The organism is Sandaracinaceae bacterium, assembly GCA_016706685.1.
Taxonomy (GTDB): Bacteria; Myxococcota_A; Polyangia; order Polyangiales; family Houyiibacteriaceae; genus JADJJE01.
On sequence record JADJJE010000002.1, the window covers coordinates 432347 to 457280 of the forward strand.

The following is a 24934-nucleotide window of genomic DNA, read 5'->3' on the forward strand; positions in this document are numbered from 1 at the left end:
TACACTCGAAGGATGCAGCCCATGCTGATCCACGTTCCGACGCTCGCTGAAGAGGTGGCGCCGTATCGGGCGCTCTCCGACGTGCAGCGCGCGGCAATGCTGAGAGCGGTGTGTCGAGCGGGGGCGCGAATGGCGCTGGCTCGTCCTGATGCGGCCGCCGTCCTCGCCTATCGTGACCCCGTGTCGCCCGAGACGGAGGCCGCGCTGGCTCGGCTCATCCGCGAGTTCCGGCGCTCATGAGCATGCCGGTCGCCCCGGTCGACCCACTCGATGCGGCGTTGCACCTCGGCGATCACATGAGTGCCGCGGGTGTCTCGTATGCCATCGGTGGCGCGCTGGCGTACGGTTGGTGGGCGGTCCCCCGCGCGACGATGGATGTCGACATCAACCTGTTCGTCGAAGACCAGCTGCTCGACGCAGCGCTCGACGCACTCTCGGCGGCGGGAGTCGAGTTCGTGCGCCCCGCAGCTCGCGCAGAGCACGAAGCACGCGGCATGTTCACCGCCATGCTCGGGCCGTTCCGAATCGATGTGTTTACGCCGAGCATTCCGTTCTCGATGGAGGCCGCACGCACCAAGGTCCTCATCCACATCGAGGGTCGCCCACTGTGGGTGCTCTCGGCCGAGGCCATCTGCGTGTTCAAGATGCTGTTCTTTCGCCCCAAGGACCTGGCCGACCTCGAGCGTTTGGTCTCGCTTCGCGCGGACCTCGACGGCGCCTATGTTCGGAAGTGGCTGGTGGACATGATGGGTGAGGACGACGTGCGCGTGCAGCGCTGGGACGAAGTCCTCGGCAGCTGAGCGTCGCGCCGCTCAGTCCGTGGCCTTGGCCCGCAGCGCCCCGGCCTTGTCGCGCAGCCCGGCGTTCGCGAACAGCCGCGCGGCCAACGTCCACGCGCGCCTGGCCCTCTCCAAGTCGCCGGCCTGCTGCGACAAGTCGCCGGCCAGCTCCACCGCCTCGATCACCGCGCGGTCCAGCACGGCCTCGTCGTTCACCCGTGCGCTCAATCGGCCCTCGTGCTCCGCCCAGCTGGCGCGGTCTTTGGCCACCACGGCGCACGGCAGACTCAAGGCGTGCAGCGCGGCCAGCGCGCCCACCTGGCCGAGCACGTCGGCCATGCGCCACGCCACCTCGAGCTCGCGCAGGGCTTCGTCGTAGCGGGCCTCGCGGATGAGCACCAGGCACAAGCCGCCCACGATGGTGGCCTCCAGCTGGGCTGCGCCCTGGCTCTGGCTGATGCCCAGGGCGCGGCGGTAGTGGGCCTCGGCCTCGGCCAAGTGCCCGGCACGGCGGTGCAGGTCGGCCAGGTTGTTGAGGGTGGAGGCCACGCCAAAGAGGTCGCCCACGCGCTCGAAGAGGGCCAGCGCTTCTTCCAGGTGGCCGGCGCTGGCGGTGGGGTCGTGGGGCGACGAGAAGCCCAGGCCCGCCAAGCTCGCCGCGGCCCCGTGCATGTCGTCATATGCGCGGCAGGTCTCGAGCGCGGTGAGGTATGCCCCGAAGGCCAGCGGGTGGTCTCCCCGCAGGGTGGCCGAGAAGCCGAGGCCCCGCATGGCGCGCGCGGACTCCACGCGGCGGCCCAGGAGGTCGAAGTCCTGCGCCGACTCGAAGAGCAGCGGCTCGGCGGCGTCCAGCTTGCCCAGGTGCACGTCCAGGTAGCCGCGCAGGTAGCGCGCGTGCGCCAGCTGGAAGGGCTGGTTGGCGAGCACGGCCAGGTCCAGCGCTTCGTCCGCCAGGCGTGACGCGCGGGTGAGGGCGCCCTGCTTCCACGCAGCCTCGGTGCGCATGAGCAGGTTGTCCACCCACTCCACGTGCTGAGGGTCGGCCTCGATGTCGATCAGCGTGCGCGAGTGCAGGTCCAGCAGCTGGAGCGAGCGCTCGATCTCACCGCGCTTGCGGCGCACGTCGGCGGCGATGCGCAGCGGGGCCACGGCCTCGCGCAAGCGGTTGGCCGCGCGCAGGTGCATGGCCAGGCGCTCGGCCACGTCCACCTCGCCGTCGGTGAGCTTGGGGCGCAGCACGTCGGCCACCGCGCCGTGCAGGTGCGGCCGCACGTCACGCTCGCGCGCGCTGCGCTCCAAGGCCTCGCGCAACATGCCGTGCACGAAGCACACCTTGCTCATGGTGTGGTCGAGCGGGTCCTCCAGCTCCATGAGCTGCGCGCGCAGCATCTCGCTCAGGAAGTCCTTGGGCACGGCCAGGCGCAGCACCAGGCACGCGCTGCGCCACTCGTCCACGGGCACTACGCGCCCGAAGGTGGCGGCCAACTCGAGCGCCACGCGGCCGTCCTCGATGCCCTCCACGGCGCGCGCCACGCGCTGCGTCCACACGCTGAAGAGGTCGTCGGGCAAGTCGGCGCTGGCCCCCTCGCGCAGGGCGAAGCCGCGCTTGCTCAGCTCCAGCACGCCGCGCTGCACCCAGTCGCCGATCAGCTGCGTGGCAAACAGCGGGTTGCCGGCCGTGCGCCGCGCGATGCTGGCCGCCAGCTCGCTCTCGAAGCGCAGCAGACTGGCCACCAGCGTGAGGTGCTCGGGTGGGTCCAGCGGGCCCACGCGGATCACGGTGACGTCGGAGCGTGCCTCCATGAGCTCCAGCTGCGCGCGCTCGGCCGGCCGCTCGGCGATGGCCTCTTCCTGCACGGTGAGCACGAACAGCAGCGGCAGCGGAGTGGCCGCGTAGTCCAGCACGTACTCCACGAAGTAGAGCGTGAGCGCGTCCCACTGCACGTCGTCGAACGCCACGATCAGCGGCCGCTCCGCGCTGGCTCGCTGCAGCAGCCGCGACAGCAGCGCGAAGCGCGCGGAGGGCTGCACCACGCGCACGGCGTCGGTCTCGTCCGCGCTGCTGGCGGGCGTGGCCAGCGCGGCCAGGCCCTCCCACTCGCGCTCGTCGTCCACGCCCTCGGCGCGAAGCAAACGGCGCACGCGCGCCAGCGTCATCTTGCGGTCGAGCCCGCGTGTGTTGAGGCGCTGCTCGGCCAGGCGCAGGAGCGCGTCACCGGCTTCGCTGTCGGGCTCGTGCTTGGCGCGCAGCACCTCGGCGCTGCCCACCTCGTGCGCGCGCTCGCACACCCACGTGGCCAGGCGCGTCTTGCCGAAGCCGCTGGGCCCCTCCAGCACCAGCACGTGCGGGCGCGCCTCGTGGCGCACGCGCCGCAGCGCATCCCACATCTGATCGCGCGCCACCTGGCGGCCCACCAGCGGCACCTCGCGCACACCGAACAGCCCGAGGCCTGCTCCCAGCAGCGTGTCCGGAAGCGGCTCCTGCGCGGTCATCCAGCGCTCGGGAGTGGGTGGCGCCTCACTCGGCTCCCACAGGCTCTCGTCCGGCTCGAAGGGGATGATGTCGGTGATGACGGTGGGCTGCGAGCGCGCCGACGTGTTCGAGACCTCCTGCAGCTGCGTGGAGAGCGACACACGCTGGCTGTCGGGGGGTGGCACGCGCGGAGGACGCTCGCTGACGGTGCCGTCGTTCGTGATTTCGATGGGCGCCGAGGGCTTCGACTCGGCCTCGCCCATGACGGTCATGGTCTGCGTGGCCACGACCTCGCCGGTTTCCCAGGGCGACGGGCCGGGCTCGTCGCTGGGCCGCGGCGGAAGGTCGCTTGCGGGCAACCCGGCCACCAGCTTGTCCAGCGCGTACAGCGCGTCGGCAGCGCAGCGATAGCGAGCCATCGGGTTCTTCGCCAGCAGCCGGCGCACCCAGTCTTCGTAGCCATCCGGCACCAGGAAACGGGGCACCAGCGGGAGCGGGATGGAATGCAGGTGCGCCTGCGCGTGCTCGGCCTCCGTGCGCGCATCGAACGGACGGCGCCCCGCGGCCAGCTGATACGCCAGGCAGCCCAGCGCATAGAGGTCGGTCCACGGACCGAAGTCGCGCATGGCCCCGCGGAACTGCTCGGGCGCCATGTAGGCCGGCGTGCCTGCGGCGCGCGTGCGGCCACCCGCGTCGTCCTGCGTGATGACGTGCGCCAGGCCGAAGTCGGTGAGCTTCAGGTCCGGCGGGTAGTTGGGCGCGCGCCGCACCCACAGCACGTTCGCGGGCTTCAAGTCGCGGTGCACGATGCCGCGCGCGTGGGCGTGGGCCAGCGCCGTGAGCAGGCGCGCCAGCACGGCATAGGTGGCGTCCCAGGTGACGGCCGGGTAGGCCGACGCCAGCGTGCCCTCGGCCAGCTCCATGACCAGGAAGGGGCTGCCCGCCACCAGGCGCCCGCGCGCTTCGTAAGCCGCAGCGGGTGTGATGACGCCGTGGTCCAGCACCGACACGATGGCGTCGTGATTCAGCCGGGCGACGGCGCGCACCTCACGGCGGAAGGTGGCCAGCGAGCGAGGCTCGCGCGCGCGCTCGAGCGACAACACCTTCACCGCGACGGGCTGGCCACGCTGCAGGTGCACCCCGCGCCAGACGGCACCCATTCCGCCCTGACCGATTTGGTCTTGGAGATAGAACGCTCCCAGGCGGACGGGATGCCCCATGGGCCGACGGTATCACGGGCGGGGGGCCGCGTGGCGCGCTTCGATGGCCTGCACCTCGGCGTCGATCAGGCGCTGCAGCATGCGTGGGAACGGCCACATGAAGAGGTACGCCGGGCCCGTGAACTGCAGCAGGATGTACGCGTGCAGCGTAGGGTCGGCCGCCGCGCGTGGGCCGTACACGTCGGCGTAGGCGCGCAGCGTCTCTTGGTAGGCCCGCCACTCGATCCACGCCCGCCCCATGGCCATGCCCACGGGCAGCACCGGAAGGCCGTAGATCAGCGTCATGCCCAGCACGCCGTAGCGCCGGAACTGGCGCAGGTGCACCGCCTCGTGCCGCAGCGTGATGTAGCGCGACTCGTCGCTGCGCGTGTCCCATGACGTGGGCAGGTAGATGGTGCGGCCCAGCACGGTGGTGTAGGTGCTCACGTAGGCCGACTGGCCGCCCAGCGTGAGCCCGCGCAGCAGCTTGTCGATGCGCTGCGACCACGGGTGGTCTTGCTTCTTCACGATGCGCAGGCCCGGGAACTCCGCGCGAAGCTCTTCGAGATACGCGTCGGTGCGCGGCGAGGCGGTGCAGGCCGACGGCGGCCGCGAGCTCACGGCGTGCTTGCCCCGGCCGGTGCTGCGGGCTTTGGCTTCTGCGCGGCGGGCTTGCTGGTGGCCCCAGGCTTCTGCGAGGCGCCGTTGTTGTCGAGCTCCACCACCAGCGCGAACAGCATGGCGATGGGCGGCGCGAAGAGCAGCGGCAGGCTGGTCCAGGCGGTGTCTTCTGGCGCGCCGAAGACGCTGAACGAGACCTGCGCCGGGATGAAGCGCACGGCGGCCCAGTAGAGCGCGGCGCTCACCGCCAGGCCGAACACGCCCTTGAGCAGGCTCTCGAGCCAGGCCTCGTGCAGCCACGGCGGCCGGCCCGCGACGATGCCCGCGGTGGCACCCGTGCCCATGGCGATGGGATCCCCGAGCAGGTCGCGCGCCACACGCCAGCCCAGCCCGAAGTGGAAGAAGCACGCGACCAGGATGCCGAGCGCGAGGCCCTTGAGCAGGCCGAACAGGATGCGTTTCTGCACGCGTCGAGGGTAGCAGCCCCGGGGGCCCATGGGCAGCCCAGTGCTACTCGGGCCGAATGCGCGGCCGGCCCGCGTCGCGCTGGACCTCGGCGGGGTAGGGGCAGTGCCGGCAGCCGCTCCCGCAGCAACGCTCGCGCGCGGCCAGCGCGGCCGCGGTCATCACGAAGAGGCCCGAGCTGGGGTCCAGGTAGCCTTGCTGGCCCCGCGCCTCGGCTTCGTCATGCGCGCGCTGCGCTGCCGCCGGGATGGGCGGATCGTGAGCAGCCCGCACGCTAGCCGCGGCCCGTGCGGTAGCGGTCGGTCCAGCGTGGCAGCGCCGGCGCGCGGCTGGTGAAGGGACCCAGGTCCGTGGAGCTCAGCGTGTGGATGAACAGCAGGCGCTGCCCACGGCGCTCGCCCTCGGCGTGCCGCAGCATCTGTGCGAAGGCCTTGGCGGTGTACGTGGGGTCCAGCTCGATGTCCTCCGAGAGGGCCAGCTCGCTCGCGCGCGTGGCGGCGTCATCGGGCTGACCGTAGCCCGCGCCGCGGCTCTCGTCGGTGATGGTCACCAAGCGCTTGGCGGCCTCGGCCACGCGCGGGAAGCGCGGGTCGCGCGCGTGCAGGTCGTGCACCACGCGCTCGATCAGGCCGTCCACCATGGCGCGCGGAGCTACCAGGCGGGGCGTGACTCGCGCGGCGATGATGGGCACGCGCAGGCCCCCTGCGGCCAGCCCCACCGCGAACCCCACGGCGGTGCCGCCGCTGCCGAGCGCCATGTAGATGGCCTGCGGCTCGGGCGTCTGTCCGGCGTCGATCTGGGCGACCAGCTCGAGGCCCGCGTCCACGTAGCCGAGCGCCCCCAGTGGGGAAGTGCCGCCATGCGGGATGAGGTAGGGCCGCCGGCGCGAGAGCCGCAGGCGCGCCATGACGCGCAGCAGCTCTGCGGGCGCGAGCGCCGAGTGCCGCACGGGGTGGTGGGTGGCCCCGGCGCCGAGGCCCGCCAGCAGGTTGCGCTCCACGTGCGAGGTGAAGGGCTGCGGGACCAGCACGCCGTGCACCGCGAAGCCGTGCCGCGCGCCGTGAATGGAGGTGGCTAGCACGTGGTGCGAGCCGAACGCTCCCACCGTGAGCAGCGTGTCGGCACCCTGGGCCGTGGCCTCGCCGATCAAGTAGGCTAGCTTGCGCGCCTTGTTGCCGCCGTAGTGCTGCGCTGAGCGGTCATCGCGCTTGATGAACAGCTCGGTGCTGGTCATGCGGCTGAGACGCGGGAGCGCGGTGACCGGGGTGGGCAGCGGGCCCAGCAGGTCGGCCCGCACCAGTGTGTCGAGTCCGGGGAAGCGTTGTGCGAGCGTGTGGGTCATGAGGCGGGCGTCTTGGGCGGCTTCTCCTGAGGCTTGTCAGGCTTCTCGCCCTTGTCCAGCTTCGGGTGCTTGGTGGTCGCTGGGCTCGCCCCGGCGCCCTCCTCACCCACCGTGGTTTCGCGCGGCCGCGCGGCCTTGGCCTCTAGCGTCGCCAAGTGCGCCTCCGCGCGCTCCAGCAGCTGCCCCTGGAAGGCCGACGCGAAGCTGGCCGAGAGCAGCCTGCCGCGTACCTGCCAGAGCTCCGGGTCCACGGGGTCGCGCAGCACCTGTGGCTCGCACTGTGGCGTGGTCCACGGAGACGCCAGCACGGCGTCGCGCAGCGCGCGGCGGATGTCGGCCGCGTTGCCCTTGCTGCCGAGCCGCAGCACCACCTCCTGCACGGTGTCGCCCTCTTCGTCGCTCACGATGGGGATCTGCATGAGCATGCGGTTTGGCACGGCCACGCGGTGCCCCTTGCTGTCGCGCAGCCAGCTGGAGCGCAGGCCGATGCGCTCCACGGCGCCGGAGAACTCGTCGGAGCGGATCCACATGCCGCGCCGGATACGCCGCTCGAACACGATCACGATGCCGGCGATCAGGTCGGGCATGACGTCGCGCATGGACCAGCCCAGCGCGGCGCCGCTGGCCATGAGGATGAAGTAGACCACCCAGCGGACGTTCGCGGGGACCACCTGGATGACGAGCGCCAGCGCGATGAGCAGCGCCAGCAGGCGCGCCGCGACCTGCACGAAGGACAGCAGCGTGGGCAGCCAGCCGTCCCGCAACAGCCGTGCGCGCAGTCGCTCGATGACGCCTGAAATCAGGGCCATGAGCGCGAGCAGCGCGAGCAGGCCGAGCGGGCCAATGCCTCCCGTGGGAATGCCGGGGATGATCTCGCGCAGGCCCTCCCACGGGTCGCCCACCTCGGTGGGTGGCACGAAGGGCATGGGCACCTGCACGAAGGTGGTGGTGGGCGCGGGTGGCGGTACGGGTGCGACGACCGGTAGGACACCGGCGTCAGCGGGCACACCGGCGTCGACCACCAGGGCAGCGGGTGCAGCGACGCTGGCGTCCGGCGGGCCGGCGTCCGGCAGCGCTTCGCTGGGCACACCGGCGTCCATGGCCTCGCTGGCTGCCGACGGGGCCGCGAGCGGCGTGGGGGCCGCGCTGGGATCGGTGGTGTCGGTGTGGGGTGGGTCCTCGGCGGCCTCGCGGTCCGCGTCCGCTTCGACTCCGACGGGGGGCTCGCTCGGCTCGCTGTCGCGGCCTTCCGGAGCGCCCGCTTCTCGGGCTGTCGCGTCGGCTTCGCTGACGGAGCCCTCGTCCTGCACAGGCACCCCCGCGTCGCGGGCTGCGGCGCGTCGTCGCCATGCGGGGCGCGCCGGTGCGTCGGCGGCGTCCGCCTCGGTGTTCCGCGCGGGCGCAACCCCTTCGGGCGGCGGGGTCTGTGCCGACAGCGGCGTGACCATGCCGAGCACCGTGAGCAGCGCGATGCAGCGGCCCACGAGGAGCACTCGGCAAGGGGTGAGCGAGGCGCGCACGGTCATCGCACCCAGCCCTTCTCGATGAGCACACGCGCCAGCGCGCCGCGCAGGTGCACCTCCACGCGGTAGACCTGACCGTCCATCTCTTCGAGGAGGCCCAAGTGCGCCAGCCGCGCCAGCTCGGCATGCGCCGTGCCTTGGTCGATGCGGAACAGGTGCGCCTGCACGCGCGGGTGCATCCAGCCCTGGCGCATGATCTGGTAGAGCGTGATCAGCACCTCGTCCGGAAGCCGCGAGAGCGCCGCATAGGGCGAGGGCGGCACGCGACCCACGCGCACCAGCTCGTCGTTCTGCACGCCACGGATGGACGCCAGCCAGAGCCGCAGCGCGTCGCGCACCAGACCACCGCTGGCCGCGTGCAGCTCCTGGAAGTAGTGGTCCATGGGCCCACGCAGGCGGCTGGCCGAGCGCGCCAACCAAGCCTCGAAGCGCGAGTCCCCGTCCACGCTCTCGAACGCGGTGCCGAGCCCGCTGTGGCTGGCGCGGTCCATCACGGCCCCGCGCAGCGCCTCCGCCGAGAGCGGCTCGAGCCGGATGCGGTCGGGGAAGGCGTCGGCCAGAGGCGCCACGCTACTGGCGTAGCGGAAGAACACTTCGTCGGCGTGCAGCAGCCAGGCGTGTCGGCCGCCGTCGGCGATCACGATGTCCGCAAAGCGGCGCAGCGCCTCGAAGCCGCCCGGCTCCATGCTCAGCAGCCAGTGGACACCATCCACCACCACCAGCTGGCCCTCGGAGCCACCGCGCACCACCTCGTCGAAGACGTTCGCGTCGCTGGGCGCGGTGAGCGTCACACGCCTCACGTGCTTGAATCGCCCGGTGCGCACGATGGCGTTCGACACGGCGGCCTTGCCCACGCCGTCGATGCCCACCAGCACCACGCTGCGCATGCGGCCCTTCACGCGACGCGCCAGGATCTCCTGCGCGTGGTGGATCTCGCGCTCGCGCCCGAGCAGCACGTCGCCGGCCTCCATGGTGTCCGCCGAGAAGAGCCGCTTGTAGATCACGGGCAGATCCGCGCGTGGAGCCGGGGCCGCAAAAGCCTTCGGGTCCATCGCGGGCGGCCGCACCACCCCCTTGACGCCCAGCGTGTCGCGCCAGCGCTCGTAGCGCTCTTCGCCGGCGATGAGCCGCAGCGAGCCCATCACCTGCCGGCGCAGGCGCGCCAGCGCTCCTGGCAGCTGCTCTGCCCGGTGGCGCAGCTTGCGGCTCTCGGTCTCGCGCTTGAACTCGCGCAGGCGCGCCCGTGAGAAGTCCCCGGCGGCCAGCAGGCTGCGCAGCTCGCGCAGCTCTTGCTGCACGGCCTCGCGCAGGCGTGCCCCGAAGAGGGCCGGCCAGGTGGCCGAGCGCGAGACGAAGTCGTCCATGATCGCCTTGTGGCGTTCGAGCGGCACCCCGATCATCTCGGCCAGCAGCTCGCGCACCTCGCGCGAGACCTTCTCGTCCGCCACCACGTCCAGCTCGCTGGTGGCCAGCTCCGTGTTGAACGCCAGCTTGCGCTCGAGGTCCTGCAGCGCGGTCAGCAGCGGCTGCACGTGCCGCGCGATCTCATGGGTGGTCGCCCGCAGCTCCGGGCCGATGTGCGCGTCGATGCGCGCCTGCACGATGTCGCGGAACGCCACCTCCACGGGCTCGAGCGCCGCGGGCAGCTTCCACTCCCCGGTGCCGACGTGCCCCTCGAGCACGTCGTAGCGGCTGGTCAGTGCGCTGGCCGACACGGTCAGGGCGTCCAGCAGCGGCGCCACCTTGGACTCGTCGCGCAGCTCGTCGTGCAGCTGCAGCACCACGCGGCTCGCCTCCGAGCCCGCGCGCTCCGCCTCCTCGGTGAGGAGCCTCACCTTGGCGGCCAGCGCCTCTCCGCCCTGCTCCACGGCGAGCGCCTCGTGGAACCCGCGCAGCGCCTCGCCGAGGGCCTGCTGCACGCGCTCCACCTTCTGGTAGACGCGGCGCTGCAGCTCCCCCTCGAGCCGCTGGCTGTGGTCCACCATCACGTCCTTGACGCGCGCCTCGAGCCCCACGAGCTCCAGCTCCATGGCCAGCATTCCGTAGGTGGCGGCGCTGGCGCGACGGTGCGCCACGATGTCGGCGCTCAGCAGCTCGATGGCGCGCAGGCGGCGGGCGAACACGCGGCTGCTGCGGCGCTTGCGGGACGGCAGGTGATAGGTGCCGTAGACGGCGGTGTCGCGCTTCAGCGACTTGAGCCCGGCGGCCAACGCGGTGGCAGTGCGCAGCGTCCCGTCCTGAGCGATGCGCCGCACCTCCTCGAGGCCGATGGCCAGCTCCTCCTCCACGTCGGCACGCAGCGCCTTCAGGCGCGCCTCGACGTCCACCACCGCGCGGGGGCGCTCGCTGTCCGCCTCCGCCCCCGGGGGGGTCTCCACGGCGGGGCGTGCGGCGTCGTGGTCCAGCTGTGCGGCCAGCGCGTCGTAGCCGCGCACGATGGCATCGAAGATGCTGCGCGTGCGGTTGGCGAGGTGACGATCACCCTGCACGAACAGCGCGATCAGCGCCTGCAGCTTGTCGGGGGCGGTCCCGCTCAGGTGGAAGCGGCCCAGCTCACGCAGCGCGAGTTCGCGCGTGGGCTCGGGCTGCCCCAGCAACCGCAGCCCTCGGCGTTTGGTGTTCAGGGCGGCTCGCTGCACCGACTGCAGCAGCGTCTCGTCGTTGCGCCCCGAGAACGACTGCGGGTCGTAGGGCACCGTGATCACCTGCGGGAGGTTGGCCACGATGGTGTCGAGCGCCTCGACGATGTCCTCGGGCTTCCATGTCACCTGCGTGATGCGCGAGCCGCGACCCAGCACGATCCCGCGCCACCGCTCGGCCAGCTCGGCCTGCTCGCTGCGCAGGGCGGGCGCGGCGTCACTCGCGCGCTGGTCCTTCACGCTGCGCGCGCGCACCACCAGGCGCCGGTGATGGCGCAGGAACTCACGGCGCAGCGCACGCAGGTAGGCCTCGGCGTCGGCGCGCCACTCGCGCAGAGGCCCGGACGACACGTCACGCACGATGGCGTGCAGGTCCAGCTCGAGGTCCTTCACGCGCTGGTCGAGCGCGGCCGAGCCCGACGTGAGCGACTTGCCCCACGGGTTCTTGCGCTCCTGCTCGGGCCACGTGGCGAGAGCGTCGTCGGCGCGGCCGTCCTCTGCTGCAGAGGCGGCGTGGGGGCGCGAGCTGGTGGTGGTGGGAGGCGGCGGAACGCTCAGGTGAGGCAGGTCGGCGTCGCCGGTCGCCACCGTGGCCTTGCCCTCGCCCGCCAGGCTGATGGCCAGCTTGAAGAGCACCGGTCCGAACAGCTCGTTGAGGGCGATGCCGCCCATCACCATGGTGCCGAGCGCGATCCCCTTTTCGCCGTGGATGCCCATGAGCTGGTTCGCCAGCGCGAGCGCAACGCCGGCCTGCGCGATGAACCCCAGCCAACCGTACTTCACGGTGTTGGGCGGGGCCCCTCCCAGCCGCGCGCCCGTCTTCACGCCGATGTAGATGGAGAAGAAGCGCAGGGTGCACAGGCCCATGGCGAAGGGCAGGGCCTGCTGTAGCTGCTCGATGTGCAGGCGCGCACCCGCGATGGTGAAGAACACCACGAAGGTCGGGAGGGACAGCTGCTCCACCTTCTCGATCAGGTGCTCACCAGCCTTGCTGAAGTTCCCCACGATGAACCCCAGCGTCAGGAACATCAGCAGCTTGTCAGCGTGTACCTGGTCGGCCACGAGCGTGGCCGTGTAGACCACACCCACCAGGAAGATCATCAGCTCCTTCCCCACGAAGCGCAGGTACAGCACCACGCCGAGGCCGAGCACCAGGCCGAGGCCCACGCCGCCGCCCACGTGCTGCGCGAGGTAGGTCCCAATCGAGACGACCTGCTCGCCTGCGATCTTGGCGGCGAGGAACTTGCCGACCACGAACGTGACGATGACCAGCACGTCTTCGAACACGATGGTGTTGAGCACCGTGCGGCTCATGGGGCCCTTGGCCCCCGTCTCGCTGATGATGGCGAGGGCCGCTGCGGGGGAGGCTGCGAACGCGATGGCCGCCACCACGATGCCGAGCCCCAGCGCCTCCATGGGCGAGGCGAGCCCCAGACCGGGGAGCGCAATGGCCGGGATGAAGCCGCTGATCAACACCACGAAGGCCGTCACCGACAGCATCACCAACGTGTACTGGCCCGCGATGATGGACAGCATCACGCGCATGCCCTGACGCACCGCCGCGAGCTTGAGTTCACCACCCGCGCTGATGGCGATGAGGGCGATGGCCAGCGTGTCGAACAGGCTCAGCTGCTGGATCACGCTCTCGTTCAGCACGCCGCGGTCGAACGGTGCCCAGGGAGCTTCGACGCCAATCCACGACGCGATATGGGGCGCGAGCGAGTGCGCGATGGAGGGCCCGAAGAAGAGCCCGGCCAGCAGGTAGCCTGTGATGTGCGGCAGGCGCACCACCTCGGCGAGCTGCCCGATGGTGTAGCTGCCCAGCACCACGAACCCGAGCGCGAGCATGCCGGTGGGGTCGAGGTCTCCCACCATGGCCGTGCCGGCCCACTGGTGCAGGAAGATCAGCACCACGACCAGCGCGACCACGATCACGAGCTGCAGCAGGGAGCGGCCCTCGTGGTGTCCATTGGACGGCTGCGTGGAGGGAGGCTGGCTCATGTCAGCGCTTCCAGAACCCGGGCACGAACAGTGCGAAAATGGTGAAGAACTCGAGGCGCCCGAGCAGCATGCCCAGCGAGAAGACCACCTTGGTCACAGGCTGGTAGTGGGCGAAGTTGTCGGCGTGACGCACCGCCGTGACGTCCCCCATGGCCGGCCAGACCAACTCGTGGAAGGGAGCCGGCCCCATGTTGCTGAGGCAGGTGAGCATGCCTCCGAACGCCGTGGGGACCGGGCAACCCTCGATCCAGCACACCGCGAAGGCGCCGCCCGCCAGGCAGCCCATGTAGATCAGGAAGAAGGCGGCCACGTCCGCCAGCACCTCGTTCTCCACCACGGCCCGGCCCATGCGCACGTTCAACATGGTGCTGGGGCGGAAGCTCTTCTTCACCTGCGCCACGGACTGCTTCACCAGCAGCACCACGCGCTCTACCTTCAAGCCACCGGCCGTGGAGCCACTGCAGCCGCCGATGAACATGATGAAGATCATCAGGCCGAAGGCCGGCGAGGGGTAGACGGTGTAGTCGTCGGTGGTGAAGCCCGTGGAGGAGACCGTGGTGCCCACCAGGAACAGAGAGCGGCGGAAGGCCAGCTCGAGCTGCCCGTGCACCCCGCTGCTGTAGAGCATGGCCGTGATGGCCAGCGTCGCGCCCACGACCAGCGCCAGGAACACCTTCAACTCGACGTTCTGGAGGACCCGCCGCAGGGAGCGGTCGCGAAACAGCGCGTAGTAGAGGGCGTAGTTGACGCTGGCCACGACCATGAAGATGGCGATGACGTACTCGGCTGCTGGGTTCTGGAAGGCGCCGATCGAGGCGTCGCGCGTGGAGAGACCGCCCGTGCCCATCGTCGCGAACGAGTGACACAGCGCGTCGAAGGTGCTGATGCCCGTCAGGCGGAGCGCGATCACGAGGACGATGGTGAGCAACGCATAGAGCTTCCAGAGGACCACGGAGGTCTCGGCGATGCGCGGCCGTAGCCCCTCGGCCGTGGTGCCCGGCACCTCGCCCCGGAACATGTGCTTGCCACCCACGCCCACGTTCGGGAACACCGCGACGAAGAGGACCACGATGCCCATCCCGCCGAGTCCCTGGATCATGGAGCGCCACAGCAGGAGCGGCCGCGAGAGGCGCGCCTCGATGTCGGTGATGACCGACGCGCCCGTGGTCGTCAGGCCGCTGACGGTCTCGAAGAACGAGTCGGTCGCGCTCATGTCGGCGCCGTAGAGGAAGGGCAGGCCTCCCACTAGGCTCGCCGCCAGCCAGATCAAGCACACCGCCAGGATGGCCTCTCGGCGCGAGAACTGCGCCCGCTTGCGCGTCTCGCCCGTCTCGCCCACCCACGCCATCAGCGCGCCCAGCACCAGCGCGCTGCCACCCGCCAGGCCCAGCGCGAGGTAGCCCTCTCGGGCGTCCGGCTTGCTGGGGTCGGGCGCGACGAGCTCGAAGAGGAACGCCGTCACCAAGCACAGCCAGATGCACACGCCGAGCCCGATGACCACCGCGCCTGCCGGCCGGAAGACCGCGCGGTAGTCACGCTCGTTGTGCCGTGCCACTAGCCCGTAGACCAGCGCGGCGGTGCCGAGCAGCAGCAGCGTGCTCTCGTGGTGCGCGAAGGGGAGCTCGGGGCGCAGCCCGGTGAGCACGGCATAGCCCAGGAGGAACGCCCCCACGAACAGCCCGAGGGCTCCGCTCTGGCGCACGCGCCGAAGGTCCATGGGGCGCTCGCGCTTCAACTGTGCCTCGGTCGGAAGAGCCGCTCCACCGCCTTGCGGGCGTGGCTCTTGGTCATGACGATGACGCGGTCACCCGCGCTCAGCTTGGTGCTGCCGTGCGGGATGACCACCTGGTCGCCGTGGATGATGGCGCCCAGCAGCGCGCCGTGCGGCAGGAGGTCACGCATCTTGGTGAGCTCGCGGCCCACGGCAGGGCTCTGCGAGCTGACGGTCAGCTCCACCACCTCGGCCTGGCCGTCCTCCAGCACCGTGAGGCTGTGCAGCATGCCGCCGCGCGAGAGGCGCAGGATGTGGTCGCTCGCCACCGTGCGTGGCGAGAGCACGATGTCGATGCCCAGCTGCTTGTAGATGGGCACGTAGTCCGCGCGCTGAACCGTGACCGCGGTTCGTGAGCAGCCCACGCGCTTGGCCAACAGCGACGCCATCAGGTTGACCTCGTCCATGGCCGTCACGGCGCAGAAGAGGTCATAGGAGTCCACCTCCTCTTCTTCCAATAGGCCCTGGTGCGTTCCGTCGCCGTGCACCACGTCGATGCCCTCGAGCTCCACGCTGATGGCCTCGGCCGTGTCGCGGTTCTTCTCGATGAGCATGACCTTCGCGCCGGAGCGCTTGAGCTCACGCGCCAGCGACTTGCCCACGACTCCGCCGCCCACGATGCACACACGCCGCGCCTCGCGCGTGCGGCTGAACTGTCGCTCTGCGGCCAGCACGCCATCCGGCGATCCGATCAAGTAGACCCGGTCACCGCGCTGGAAGACGTCGTCGCCACCGGGCACCTCCAGCACTCCGTCGCGAACGATGGCGGCCACCAGCGCGTTGGTGGGCAGGTCGATGCTCTTGAGCGCCTTGTTGAACAGGCGCGACTCGCCCTGTAGCTCGATCTGCACGAGCTCCACGCGGTCCTGCGAGAGGTCGATGACGTCGCTGGCGCCGTGCGAGCGCGCCACCCGCGCCAGCTCCTGGGCCACCAGCACGCGCGGGTTGATCACCACGTCCACGCCCAGCAGCCCGTAGCGAATGCCCTCGGTCCAGTTGGCCCACTCGTCACCCTGGGCGCGCGCCACCGCCTGCTTCGCGCCCAGCTGCTTGGCAGCGAGCGCGGCGATGAGGTTCACCTCGTCGTGGTTGCTGACGGCCACCACGATGTCGGCGCGCGACACTCCCGCGCGGTCCAGCACCTCTTGGCTCGCGCCGTAGCCCACGATACAGGCCACGTCGTAGTGCTCTTCGGCGTAGGCCACCGCCTCGGCCGAGGCGTCTACCGCGACCACGTCGTGACCCTCGTGGTCCAGCACGCTCAGCAGGTGTCGTCCGACTTCACCAAGGCCAATCACCACGATGTACATCAGTAGCCGTCCTCGCGAGGGTCGCTCGAGTCCACGCTCTCGCGCGGCAGCTGGGGTGGGCGCGGTAGCGCGATGGACACACCCACGGGCACCACGCCGTGCGGGGCCCCGTCTTGCTCACCGTCGGGGATCCCGTCGCCGTCTTTGTCCGCGTCGGCGCTGTCCGCCAGCTCGCGGTCGAGATCGCCGGCGTCCACCAGCAGCGCCCGCAAGATGCGCGGGGCGACCAGGTCGTTGAGGATCACCGACCCGAGGATCACGGAGTACGCGATGTCGATGGCGGTGGTCTCCGGGAAGATGCGCTCGTAGACCAGGCGGAACGACACGGCCATGGCCACCGTGACCGAGCCGTGCGCCAGGAGGCCGCGGTAGAGGTCGCGGCGCAGGTCGCTGCCGCGCGCGCCGATCCAGCTGCCCAGCCACTTGCCGGCCAGCCGCAGCCCCACGAAGACCACCAACCCGATCAGCGTGGGCAGCCAGGGGGAGGGCTTCCAGAGCGTGCCCGCCAGGATCATGAGGACCAGCGCCATGGGCTTCTCGGTGCTCTGCAGCGTGGCGCGGATGCGTCGGCCGCTCTTGCTGAGGTTCACCAGGAAGATGCCCAGCACCACGTTCACGGCCAGCGGGCTCAACCGCAGGAAGTACGCGGCCCCCGACGCGAACGTGATGATGCCCACCAGCGCCAGGAAGCGACCGTTCTCGGACTCGTCGGCGCCCATGAAGGGCGTGAACAGCGCGCCGAGGCCAGCCCCGAGCCCCAGCGTGATGAGCCACCACTCGGCGGCGTCGCTGGTGCCTTCGGAGCTGCCGTGGAAGACGGCGAACACCACGCTGAACGCGATGATCACGAGCACGTCACCGAAGCGCGCCGCGCGGCTCAGCAACGGGGCGAGGGTCCCCTGGATCTGGTAGCGCCGGCTCAGCAGCTCGAAGGGCGCGGCCGAGTCGGCTGCGGCACAGCACGCCAGCACCGACGCACACACGCCGGCCGTGCGGGAGTCCACCTCACCAATGAAGCCGCTGGTGAGCATCAGGTAGGACGCCGCGCCCGTCAGCGTTCCGGCCAGCACATGGTGCAGCAGCACGATGGACCAGGTGGCCCCGGTGGACGCGCGCAGCTCGTCCGTGTCGAACTGCGTGCCGCGCAGCAGCCCAACCCAGCCGGCCGCGAGCGCGATCACGGGAAAGAGCGAGCTCAGGTTGTTGAGGGCGTGCAGCTGCGGCACCTCGGGGCCCAGCAGGTAGCCGAGCAGCAGGTACTCCACCCCAGCCAGCACGAGGAAGCGGCGCTGCACGCGCTCCACCAGCGTGTTGGCCACCAGGTAGCAGAAGCCCACGGCCAGGATCCCGATCACGATGGTGAACGTGCCCCCGCGTCCGCCGGTCTCGACCGCGTGGCCCGTGGGCCCTTGGAGCGCGTCGCCCACGGCCAGCGCCGCGTCGAGCGTCAGCCCTGCGTCTGGGATCCCGCCGTCCAGCAACCCGCCGAGATCTGCGGTGCCCGCGTCCACAGGGGCTACGCCGAGGTCCAGCGCGGCCTCGAGGGGGGCCAAACCGATGTCGCCGACGCCTGAGTCGCCAGCGGCTTCCACCGCGGCGGCACCCCATTCCATCGGCAATCCGGCGTCCGTGACCCCTGCGTCAGGCGCTGGTCGCCGCTGCGAGAGCACCCGAGCGGGCGCGAGCGCAGCCGCAGCTGCCAAGGCAGCCCAGCGCTTGTAAGGAAGAGCACTCATCGGTTCGGGTCAGTGTGACCCGAAGCGCCCCCAAAAGGGAAAGTTGCGGACCTCTCCGTGGGGCCCGCGGCCGAGGCTCACGCGGGGCGCTTGCGGATGCCGTCCAGCACGATGCGGACCAGCATGGTGCCCAACTCGGCAGGCGACAGGTCGATGCGTCCGTCGAGGTAGAGCAGCCCCAGCGCCTCCACGGCACCGACCACGGCGGTGGCGGACACGCGCGGATCCGGCACATCGAGCAGGCCGTGCTCCACGGCCACCACCGAGAGCGCGATGGCGGCGTCCGACAGGTCGCGCGAGAGCTGCCCGATGCACGCGCGCGCGCCCACGGACGGCGCTCGATGTTCCTGCAGGTAGAGGCGCACCACGTCTTGCATGGTGCTGGCGGCGATGGCGATGTGCGCGCCCAGCGCCACGTACGCAGCCGTCACGTCCGCGTCGGTCTTGGCCACCTCGAGCGCGCCGCGGCAGGCGCTCATACCTTGGCGGATCTGATCGGCCAGCGGGCTCATGATGGCCGCGACCAGGTCCTCCTTGTCATCGAAGTAGCGGTAGAAGCTGCCCTTCGCGACACCCGCCTCACGAGTGATCTCGTCGATGGTGACCGTCTCGATGCCGCGCTCGAGGAACTGTCGGAGACCAGCGCTCACCAGGCCGGCGGTGCGCTCGCGCCGATTTTGGTCGCGCTTGCCACCCACGGGGCCTGGACGCTCCTTGGGGATCTTGTGGGGGGATGACATCGGCCGGGAGCATATCAAAAGCCGACCTTCACGCGGGTATTGACAAACGCTGACGTGAAGGTCACTCTAAATAGGTGACCGATTGGTCGCGTTACTGTGGGACACGCTCCCACACGAAAGGACAACGCCCATGCTCGGAATCCCGCTCGGACTGCTCGCTGCCAACGCCACGGAGTGGGCCGTCCACAAGCACGTCCTGCATGGCCTCGGCCGGCACAAGTCCTCGCTGTGGGCGTTCCACTGGCACGAGCACCACCGCAACGTACGCAAGCACCACCACTACGACGAGCACTACGCCACGCATCCCTTCCGTGCGAACGGCCAGGGCAAGGAGCTGGCGGCCCTCGCGCTGGGTGCGGCCGTGCTGGTGCCGCTCATCCCCGTAGCCCCGTTCTTCGTGGGCACCATGTGGTACAGCGCGGCCAACTACTACGTGAAGCACCGCCGCTCACACCTCGACATCGAGTGGGCCAAGCAGCACCTGCCCTGGCACTACGATCACCACATGGGGCCCAACCAGAACGCCAACTGGTGCGTGACGCATCCCTTCTTCGATCACGTGATGGGCACGCGCGAGCCCTACCTGGGCACCGAGCGCGAGCTGCGTGCCCGTGAGCGACGCGCCGGCCAAGTGGACGCAGGGGCGCTCTCGACCGCGGCGGCCTGACGCCCTCCGGTGGGAGGGGACGTCGACGCCGACCTGCACGGCACTTTACCTTGTGCCGCGCGTCGGTGATTCTGTCGCCAGCGCCGATCCGAGTTTGGAGCGGCCTCGTAGTGCACGGAGAGATATGCCCGCTTCCCGAGAGTCCTCGTCGCTCCACTTGCTTGCTCCACGCTCCGCTTCGGGGGCCTTGCTGCTCACGGCGTTGCTGGCCTCGGCCTTCGGCAGCACATCCGTGCAGGCGCAGACCGGGGCGGGCGCCCCGGTCCAAGACGAGCCCGTCGAGTCCGTGGAGGACACCGCCCGCTCGCACTTTCGCGTGGGCCAGCTGATGTACGGCGAGGGGCGCTTCGACGAGGCCGCTGCCGAGTTCGACCGCGCCTACGAGCTCTCGGGGCGCCCGCAGCTGCTCTACAATGCGTTCCTGGCGCACCGTGACGCGGGGCATGTGCCCGAGGCCGTGGCTCGCTTGCGGCAGTACCTCGAGCAGACGCCCGACGCCGTAGACCGCGAGACGCTCGAGCGCCGCTTGGCGGCCATGGAAGAAACGCTGGAGCAACAGCGCCGCGAGGCGTCGATGAGCGCGGAAGAGCGTGCTGCCCTCGAGGCCGAGCGCGCGCGCATCGCAGCGGAAGCCGACGAGCACCGCACGGATGCCGAGCGTCTGCGTGAGGATCGCGAGCGCGAGAGCCAGCGCCGCAACCCGACCCCGCTCATCATCATGGGCACGGGGGCGGGCGTGTTGGTGGGCGGCGTCATCCTCGGAGTGATCACGCAGACCACCAGCCTGGCCGACCTCGAGGACAACTGCCCCAATGACGTGTGCGTTAGCGGCTTCGACCTCGACGGGACCCGCAGCGAAGCGCGCCGCCGAACGATCACGACCGATGTCCTCCTCAGCGTGGGGGCCGCTACCGCCGTGACAGGCCTGGTGCTCTTGCTGATTCAACGCAAGCGCTACGCCGCAGACGATGACGAGGCATCGACAGCGAGCAACCGCCACACCGACGTTGCGGGTGGCTGCGGACCCCAGGGATGCAACATGAACGTTCAGGTGACCTTCTGATGACCCACTCATCCCGTCTCTTGGTCGGCACGCTGCTCGCGCTCGCCTCCTCTGGCTGCACCGTCGTGGCCGACCTCGACAGCTACATCAGCGCCGACGACATCGGCTGCGACATGGAGATGGCGGTGCGGGACTTCTCGCCCCACTTGACCGACCGAGTCTTCTTCCAGGCCGTCACGCGCGACGACGCTCAGCTCCTCCGAGCGATGGCCATCATCGATCCGCTGGGGGATGCCGACCGCAGCTTCATCATGCCCGACGCCATCGGTGAGGGTGCCCACGCCTTCAACTTCTGGGCGGACGAAAACGGCAACGGCGTCGTGGAGACCAGTCCGTTCAACGGGCCCGACCACTCGTGGCGCCTGGAGGACGTGTGCAACTGGGCATCGACCTGCATGGGCGAGGACGCCGACCTGCCGAACTGCTTCAGCCATGTGGCGCCCTTCGACGCCATCACGGACCCGGCTGAGCCCGGGAACAGCCTGGTGCTCAACCTGACCGGCCTCCCCGCCGACACGGGCTTCGTCGAGGTGCACCTCATCGAGGTGGACGCGGTCGCCCAAGTGCGTCGCGTGGTGGGCCTCTACCGGCGAGACACGCCCTTGCAGGGTACGATGGACCCGGAAGCGGACCCGGAAGGAACCCGGTGCGCCATGGACGCCGACAGCACGCTCATCGAATGCACACTCGTTCTCCGAGGCCTCGCGGTACCCGGCCGGCGCTACTCTGCCGACGTCGTCGTGGACCTGGATGGAAACCGCGAAATCAACGGCACCACCGAGGTGTTCAGCATCACCGAGTCGGACGGCAGCGCGTACGCGAGCCCCGTGGTGCTGGACGTCTCGACCTTCGATCCGGCTGGCGCGCTCCCGGAAGAGGGCGTGCTCGTCTCCCCGCTCCCTGCTCCCTGAGGGCTCGCGCCGTGGCGGTCGACAAGCACCCCGTGACCCAAGCGGTGCGCGCTCTGCGTGCCGCCAAGGTCGCCTATGAGGGCCACCTCTACGAGTACGTGGAGCGCGGTGGCACGGAGTCGAGCGCGGCCGCATTGGGCGTGGACGAGCACATCGTCATCAAGACCATCGTGCTCGAGGACGAGCGGGCCAAGCCGCTGGTGGCGCTCATGCACGGCGACGCCAGCGTGTCCACCAAGGCGCTGGCGCGACACCTGAACGTGAAGCTGGTGCGGCCCTGCGACCCCGCGGTGGCCGAGCGCCACACGGGCTACAAGGTGGGCGGGACTTCACCTTTCGGGCTCAAGCGGCCGCTGGCCATCTTTGCGCCCGAGAGCGTGCTGGCGCTGCCGCAGCTGTTCATCAACGGCGGGGCGCGTGGCTTCCTGGTGGCCATCACGGGCGCGGACATCGTGCGGGTGCTGCAGCCCACCGTGGTGGACTGCGTGGCGGCATGACGTTCAGTCGAGCGGCTGCGTGAACGGCCGCACCTCGACCGCGCACGCCCGGCAGCGTGGCGAGGCCGTCGCGCACTTGCTCGGCTTCCGCCACCACCACCAGCGCCATGTCGTCGGGTGAGAGCCGCGCGCGCAGCGCCTCGTTGGCCTGCTGCAGCGTCACGGCGCGCATGCGCGCGGGGTACTTCACGAAGGCATCGGGATCGAGCCCAGCGCCGTGGCGGTCGAGCCGGATCTCGAGGCGCTTGCTGGGCGTCTCCACGTCGAACGCGTAGCTGCCCGCGAGAAACTGCTTGGCGGCCCTCAGCTCGCGCTGCGAGACCCCGCGCTCCACCCAGCGCTCCATGAGGCTGATGTGCAGGCGCGCGCAGGCCAGCGTGTGCTCGGCCTCGGGGGCGCTCTGCATGGACCACAGCTCGCGCTTCTCGGCGCGCCCCAGCGAGCTGCTGGCGCCGTAGGTGAAGCCACGGCGCAGGCGCAGCTCGCCGTTCAGGCGGCTGGCAAACGTGCCACCGAAGACGGTGTTCGCCACGATCAGCCCATCCAGGTGCGGGTCCGTGAGGTGCGTCCCCAGCGTGCTGAACACCATGGGTGTCTGCGTGCGCTCGGGCTTGTCCACGATGCGCACGCGACGCCCCCGCGCCAGCTTGGGCGTGGGCGACTTGGGGCGCGCGCTGCGGCCCGCGGGCAGGTCACCGAAGTGGCGCTCCACCAGCGACTCGGCCTGCGCGGCGGTGATGTCGCCCGCGAACCCGAAGACCAGGTTGCCGCGCCGCAGGTGCTGCGCGAGGAAGGCCCGGCCCTGGGTGACGTCCACGCGCGCGAGCGATGCGGGGTTGCCCACCAGCGAGCGCGCGAAGGGGTGGCCGTCGAGCGCCAGCTTGCGGACGTGCCGTGCGGCGAGCGAGTCGTCGTCGTCCAGCTGCGCCATCAGCATGGCGTGCGTCTCGCGGCGCTGGCGCGCGAGGTCTGCCGGACGCAGCGCAGGCGTTCGCACCAGCCGGGTGAGCAGGTCGAAGAACGGCTCCACGTGCCGCGTCAGCACCGAGCCCGTCACGCGCAGCGCGCGCCGAGCGGTGGACACGTGCAAGCGCGCGCCGAGCCCCGCCAAGAGGTCCTCGGTGCGCTGCTCGGACATGCCCATGGGGCCCATGCGTAGCGTCTTCAGCGTGAGCCGCGCCAGGCCCTCGAGCCCCTCCGGGTCGAACTCGGCGCCCGTCGCGATGCGCAGCGAGATGTCCACCACCGGCAGCGCGTGGCTCGACTCGAGGAAGATGGGCATTCCGCGCACGCTCGTGCGCTCACAGGCGAAGGCCGTGCTGCTCACGCGAGCTCCCCGCGACCCGCTCGGTCAGTGGCCCGTGCCGCAGCTCGCGTGCGCTTCGGGCGCGCCTTGGTCCCGGCCTCGGGCTTCGCCGCGGGCCGCACCTCCACCACCACGCGCGCGCGCCCGTCGAAGAGCTGCTGCGCCACGCGCTGAACATCCTCCGGGCGCATGGTGCGGTAGGCGTCTGCCCGCACGAAGACCTCGCTCGGATCGCCCAGCACGGCGTCGTAGAAGCCAATCTGCTCAGCCTTGCCGGCGGCGGTCTCCATGCTGGTCAGGAACGACAGCTCGGCCTGGTGGCGCACCTTGTCGAGCTCGGCCTTGGTGACCGGCTCGTGCGCCAGGCGCAGCAGCTCGCGCTCCACACGCGCCTCGGCGGTTTCGACGCTCACACCCTCGCGAAGGTCCGCGAAGATCTCGAACAGCGTGCCGTCGCGGAAGGGCGCGGCGCTCGCATACACCATGGACGCGAGCTCGCTCTCACGCGTCATGGCGCGCGTCAGGCGCCCGCTGAGCCCGCCGGTGAGCAGCTCGCGCAGCACGCCGAGGATGGTGTTGTCCGGGTCCAGCATGCCCGGGGCGCGGTAGCCCATGAGCAGCTTCGCGGTGGGGGTGGGCTTCGTGAGCGCCTTGCGCCGGGTCTTCAGCAACCGCTGTGCCGCGGGGGTCTCACGCCGCTCGATGGTGGCCGGACGCAGGCCGCCGTAGGCGTCGCGCACGCGCTCGAGCACGTCGGCCTCGCTCACGTCGCCCACCACCACCAGCGTGGCGTTGTTGGGGGCATACCAGCGGCGATAGAAGCGCAGGCAGTCCTCGCGCGTGTACTCGGCGATGTCGCGTGCCCAGCCGATGGTGGGCCACCCATAAGGGTGCTTCGCGAACGCCAGCGCCCAGAATTGTTCGGAAGCCGCGCCGTACGGGTCGTCGTCCACCGACTGGCTGCGCTCGTTGCGCACCACCTCGCGCTCGCGTGCCCACTCCGCCGGCTCCAGCTGGAGGTTGCTCATGCGGTCCGACTCGAGCGCGATGGCCAGCGGCAGCGCCGACTTGGGCAGGTTCTCGTGGTACTGCGTCCAGTCCGTCCAGGTGGAGGCGTTGTTCTCCGCGCCCTGGGCCTCCAGCAGCTTGTCGAAGTCCCCGGTGGGGTGCGCGCGCGTGCCGAAGAACATGAGGTGCTCGAACATGTGGGCGAGGCCGGTCTTGCCCGGCTCCTCGTCCCGCGAGCCCACGCGGAACCACGTCTGGTAGCTGATCACCGGCGCGCTGGCATCGGGCAGCACGTACACGCGCAGCCCGTTCCCCAGCCGGTAGCGCGACAGCTCGAGCCCTGGCCCGAAGGGAACGCGAGACTCGAAGTGGATTCGGCGGTGCCCTCGGACACCGTGATTGAGCTTCTGGGCGAGCGCGTCGGTCACAGGGGTCGGAGCCTGCGGGCCGGCGAGTGCAAGGTCAACCGGGAAACCGGGACGGAGTCCGAGGCGGAGGCCGAGACCGAGGCGGAGGCCGAGACGGAGACCGAGACGGAGACCGAGACCGAGACCGAGGCGGAGGCCGAGACCGAGGCGGAGGCCGAGACCGAGGCGGAGTCCGAGTCCGAGTCCGAGTCCGAGTCCGTGGCAGCATCCGAGTGCTCCCGGCGGACCGCCACCCGCGAGTGACACGTGTCATCCGAAATCAAGCGCGGAGCGTCTTTCCGAGTGTGAGCCGGCACCGAACGACGATGCCGATGCCCCGGTTGATGCGAGCGCGGACGCGCGAGTAGGTGGGGAAGCCGCTGTCGCTGCCAGCAAGCGGCTAGGTGAAGACGCGCGAACGGTGGATTCAGGCGACGGCCTCGGTCTCGGACTCGGTCTCGGACTCGGACTCCGTC

The 24934-nt window shown here is 70.7% G+C and carries 20 protein-coding genes; 7 read left to right on the top strand and 13 right to left on the bottom strand.

The features are described from left to right. Positions 1-21: 21 nt before the first annotated feature. Positions 22-240, top strand: coding sequence for a hypothetical protein (locus IPI43_05445; protein MBK7773568.1), 219 nt, complete (start codon positions 22-24; stop codon positions 238-240). Further along, complete coding sequence (locus IPI43_05450) at positions 237-800, top strand: hypothetical protein (GenBank protein ID MBK7773569.1); 564 nt, start codon at positions 237-239, stop codon at positions 798-800. Before IPI43_05445 ends, IPI43_05450 begins: the two co-directional genes overlap by 4 nt. A 12-nt stretch (positions 801-812) precedes the next feature. Here IPI43_05450 and IPI43_05455 read toward each other — a convergent pair whose 3' ends face one another. From IPI43_05455 to IPI43_05505, 11 genes are all read right to left on the bottom strand, one after another. Next, on the bottom strand, positions 813-4472 hold the full coding sequence (locus IPI43_05455) for a protein kinase (GenBank protein ID MBK7773570.1): 3660 nt from the start codon (positions 4470-4472) through the stop codon (positions 813-815). 12 nt (positions 4473-4484) lie between these two features. After that, positions 4485-5072: a hypothetical protein gene (locus IPI43_05460; GenBank protein MBK7773571.1), complete on the bottom strand. Its 588-nt coding sequence runs from the start codon at positions 5070-5072 to the stop codon at positions 4485-4487. Continuing rightward, positions 5069-5539, bottom strand: a complete 471-nt coding sequence (locus IPI43_05465; GenBank protein MBK7773572.1) for a hypothetical protein — start codon at positions 5537-5539, stop codon at positions 5069-5071. The genes IPI43_05460 and IPI43_05465 overlap by 4 nt, the downstream gene beginning before the upstream one ends. Before the next feature lie 43 nt (positions 5540-5582). Further along, positions 5583-5810: a hypothetical protein gene (locus tag IPI43_05470; GenBank protein MBK7773573.1), complete on the bottom strand. Its 228-nt coding sequence runs from the start codon at positions 5808-5810 to the stop codon at positions 5583-5585. Position 5811: 1 nt separating this feature from the next. Continuing rightward, positions 5812-6879 (bottom strand): pyridoxal-phosphate dependent enzyme, encoded by a 1068-nt coding sequence (locus IPI43_05475; protein ID MBK7773574.1) that lies wholly within the window; start codon positions 6877-6879, stop codon positions 5812-5814. Continuing rightward, the gene (locus IPI43_05480; GenBank protein MBK7773575.1) at positions 6876-8405 is read right to left on the bottom strand and encodes a mechanosensitive ion channel; all 1530 of its coding nucleotides are present in this window, start codon (positions 8403-8405) and stop codon (positions 6876-6878) included. The genes IPI43_05475 and IPI43_05480 overlap by 4 nt, the downstream gene beginning before the upstream one ends. Further along, on the bottom strand, positions 8402-13042 hold the full coding sequence (locus IPI43_05485) for a cation:proton antiporter (protein ID MBK7773576.1): 4641 nt from the start codon (positions 13040-13042) through the stop codon (positions 8402-8404). The genes IPI43_05480 and IPI43_05485 overlap by 4 nt, the downstream gene beginning before the upstream one ends. A gap of 1 nt (position 13043) precedes the next feature. Then, positions 13044-14759 carry a TrkH family potassium uptake protein gene (locus tag IPI43_05490; protein MBK7773577.1) on the bottom strand — a complete coding sequence of 572 codons (1716 nt, stop codon included), beginning with the start codon at positions 14757-14759 and terminating at the stop codon, positions 13044-13046. 14 nt (positions 14760-14773) lie between these two features. Then, entirely contained in the window at positions 14774-16123 is a 1350-nt protein-coding gene (gene trkA, locus IPI43_05495) for a Trk system potassium transporter TrkA (protein MBK7773578.1), read from the bottom strand. After that, positions 16123-17736, bottom strand: a complete 1614-nt coding sequence (locus IPI43_05500; protein ID MBK7773579.1) for a hypothetical protein — start codon at positions 17734-17736, stop codon at positions 16123-16125. The genes trkA and IPI43_05500 overlap by 1 nt, the downstream gene beginning before the upstream one ends. 200 nt (positions 17737-17936) lie before the next feature. After that, a complete protein-coding gene (locus tag IPI43_05505) occupies positions 17937-18599 on the bottom strand; it encodes a TetR/AcrR family transcriptional regulator (GenBank protein MBK7773580.1) in 663 nt (220 codons plus the stop codon). A gap of 130 nt (positions 18600-18729) precedes the next feature. On the opposite strand from IPI43_05505, the gene IPI43_05510 reads away from it, so the two are divergent. The 4 genes from IPI43_05510 to IPI43_05525 all read left to right on the top strand — a co-directional run bounded on the left by IPI43_05510 (position 18730) and on the right by IPI43_05525 (position 21737). Beyond that, complete coding sequence (locus tag IPI43_05510; protein MBK7773581.1) at positions 18730-19266, top strand: hypothetical protein; 537 nt, start codon at positions 18730-18732, stop codon at positions 19264-19266. A gap of 124 nt (positions 19267-19390) precedes the next feature. Beyond that, positions 19391-20329, top strand: a complete 939-nt coding sequence (locus tag IPI43_05515) for a hypothetical protein (GenBank protein MBK7773582.1) — start codon at positions 19391-19393, stop codon at positions 20327-20329. Beyond that, positions 20329-21240, top strand: coding sequence for a hypothetical protein (locus IPI43_05520; GenBank protein ID MBK7773583.1), 912 nt, complete (start codon positions 20329-20331; stop codon positions 21238-21240). The genes IPI43_05515 and IPI43_05520 overlap by 1 nt, the downstream gene beginning before the upstream one ends. Before the next feature lie 11 nt (positions 21241-21251). After that, positions 21252-21737, top strand: a complete 486-nt coding sequence (locus IPI43_05525) for an aminoacyl-tRNA deacylase (GenBank protein MBK7773584.1) — start codon at positions 21252-21254, stop codon at positions 21735-21737. Here IPI43_05525 and IPI43_05530 read toward each other — a convergent pair. Continuing rightward, positions 21676-23064 carry an insulinase family protein gene (locus IPI43_05530; protein MBK7773585.1) on the bottom strand — a complete coding sequence of 463 codons (1389 nt, stop codon included), beginning with the start codon at positions 23062-23064 and terminating at the stop codon, positions 21676-21678. The two genes, IPI43_05525 and IPI43_05530, sit on opposite strands and share 62 nt — an antisense overlap. Beyond that, positions 23061-24479, bottom strand: coding sequence for an insulinase family protein (locus IPI43_05535; GenBank protein ID MBK7773586.1), 1419 nt, complete (start codon positions 24477-24479; stop codon positions 23061-23063). The genes IPI43_05530 and IPI43_05535 overlap by 4 nt, the downstream gene beginning before the upstream one ends. On the opposite strand from IPI43_05535, the gene IPI43_05540 reads away from it, so the two are divergent. Then, positions 24447-24722, top strand: coding sequence for a hypothetical protein (locus IPI43_05540; GenBank protein ID MBK7773587.1), 276 nt, complete (start codon positions 24447-24449; stop codon positions 24720-24722). The two genes, IPI43_05535 and IPI43_05540, sit on opposite strands and share 33 nt — an antisense overlap. Positions 24723-24934: the final 212 nt, after the last annotated feature.

Excerpts from the sequence above, each read along its gene's own strand:
- IPI43_05500 (MBK7773579.1), bottom strand. The coding sequence starts at position 17,736 with ATGGAATGGGGTGCCGCCGCGGTGGAAGCCGCTGGCGACTCAGGCGTC.
- IPI43_05450 (MBK7773569.1), top strand. The coding sequence starts at position 237 with ATGAGCATGCCGGTCGCCCCGGTCGACCCACTCGATGCGGCGTTGCAC.
- trkA (MBK7773578.1), bottom strand. The coding sequence starts at position 16,123 with ATGTACATCGTGGTGATTGGCCTTGGTGAAGTCGGACGACACCTGCTG.
- IPI43_05485 (MBK7773576.1), bottom strand. The coding sequence starts at position 13,042 with ATGAGCCAGCCTCCCTCCACGCAGCCGTCCAATGGACACCACGAGGGC.
- IPI43_05515 (MBK7773582.1), top strand. The coding sequence starts at position 19,391 with ATGCCCGCTTCCCGAGAGTCCTCGTCGCTCCACTTGCTTGCTCCACGC.
- IPI43_05505 (MBK7773580.1), bottom strand. The coding sequence starts at position 18,599 with ATGTCATCCCCCCACAAGATCCCCAAGGAGCGTCCAGGCCCCGTGGGT.
- IPI43_05520 (MBK7773583.1), top strand. The coding sequence starts at position 20,329 with ATGACCCACTCATCCCGTCTCTTGGTCGGCACGCTGCTCGCGCTCGCC.
- IPI43_05510 (MBK7773581.1), top strand. The coding sequence starts at position 18,730 with ATGCTCGGAATCCCGCTCGGACTGCTCGCTGCCAACGCCACGGAGTGG.
- IPI43_05490 (MBK7773577.1), bottom strand. The coding sequence starts at position 14,759 with ATGGACCTTCGGCGCGTGCGCCAGAGCGGAGCCCTCGGGCTGTTCGTG.
- IPI43_05480 (MBK7773575.1), bottom strand. The coding sequence starts at position 8,405 with ATGACCGTGCGCGCCTCGCTCACCCCTTGCCGAGTGCTCCTCGTGGGC.
- IPI43_05455 (MBK7773570.1), bottom strand. The coding sequence starts at position 4,472 with ATGGGGCATCCCGTCCGCCTGGGAGCGTTCTATCTCCAAGACCAAATC.
- IPI43_05445 (MBK7773568.1), top strand. The coding sequence starts at position 22 with ATGCTGATCCACGTTCCGACGCTCGCTGAAGAGGTGGCGCCGTATCGG.
- IPI43_05475 (MBK7773574.1), bottom strand. The coding sequence starts at position 6,879 with ATGACCCACACGCTCGCACAACGCTTCCCCGGACTCGACACACTGGTG.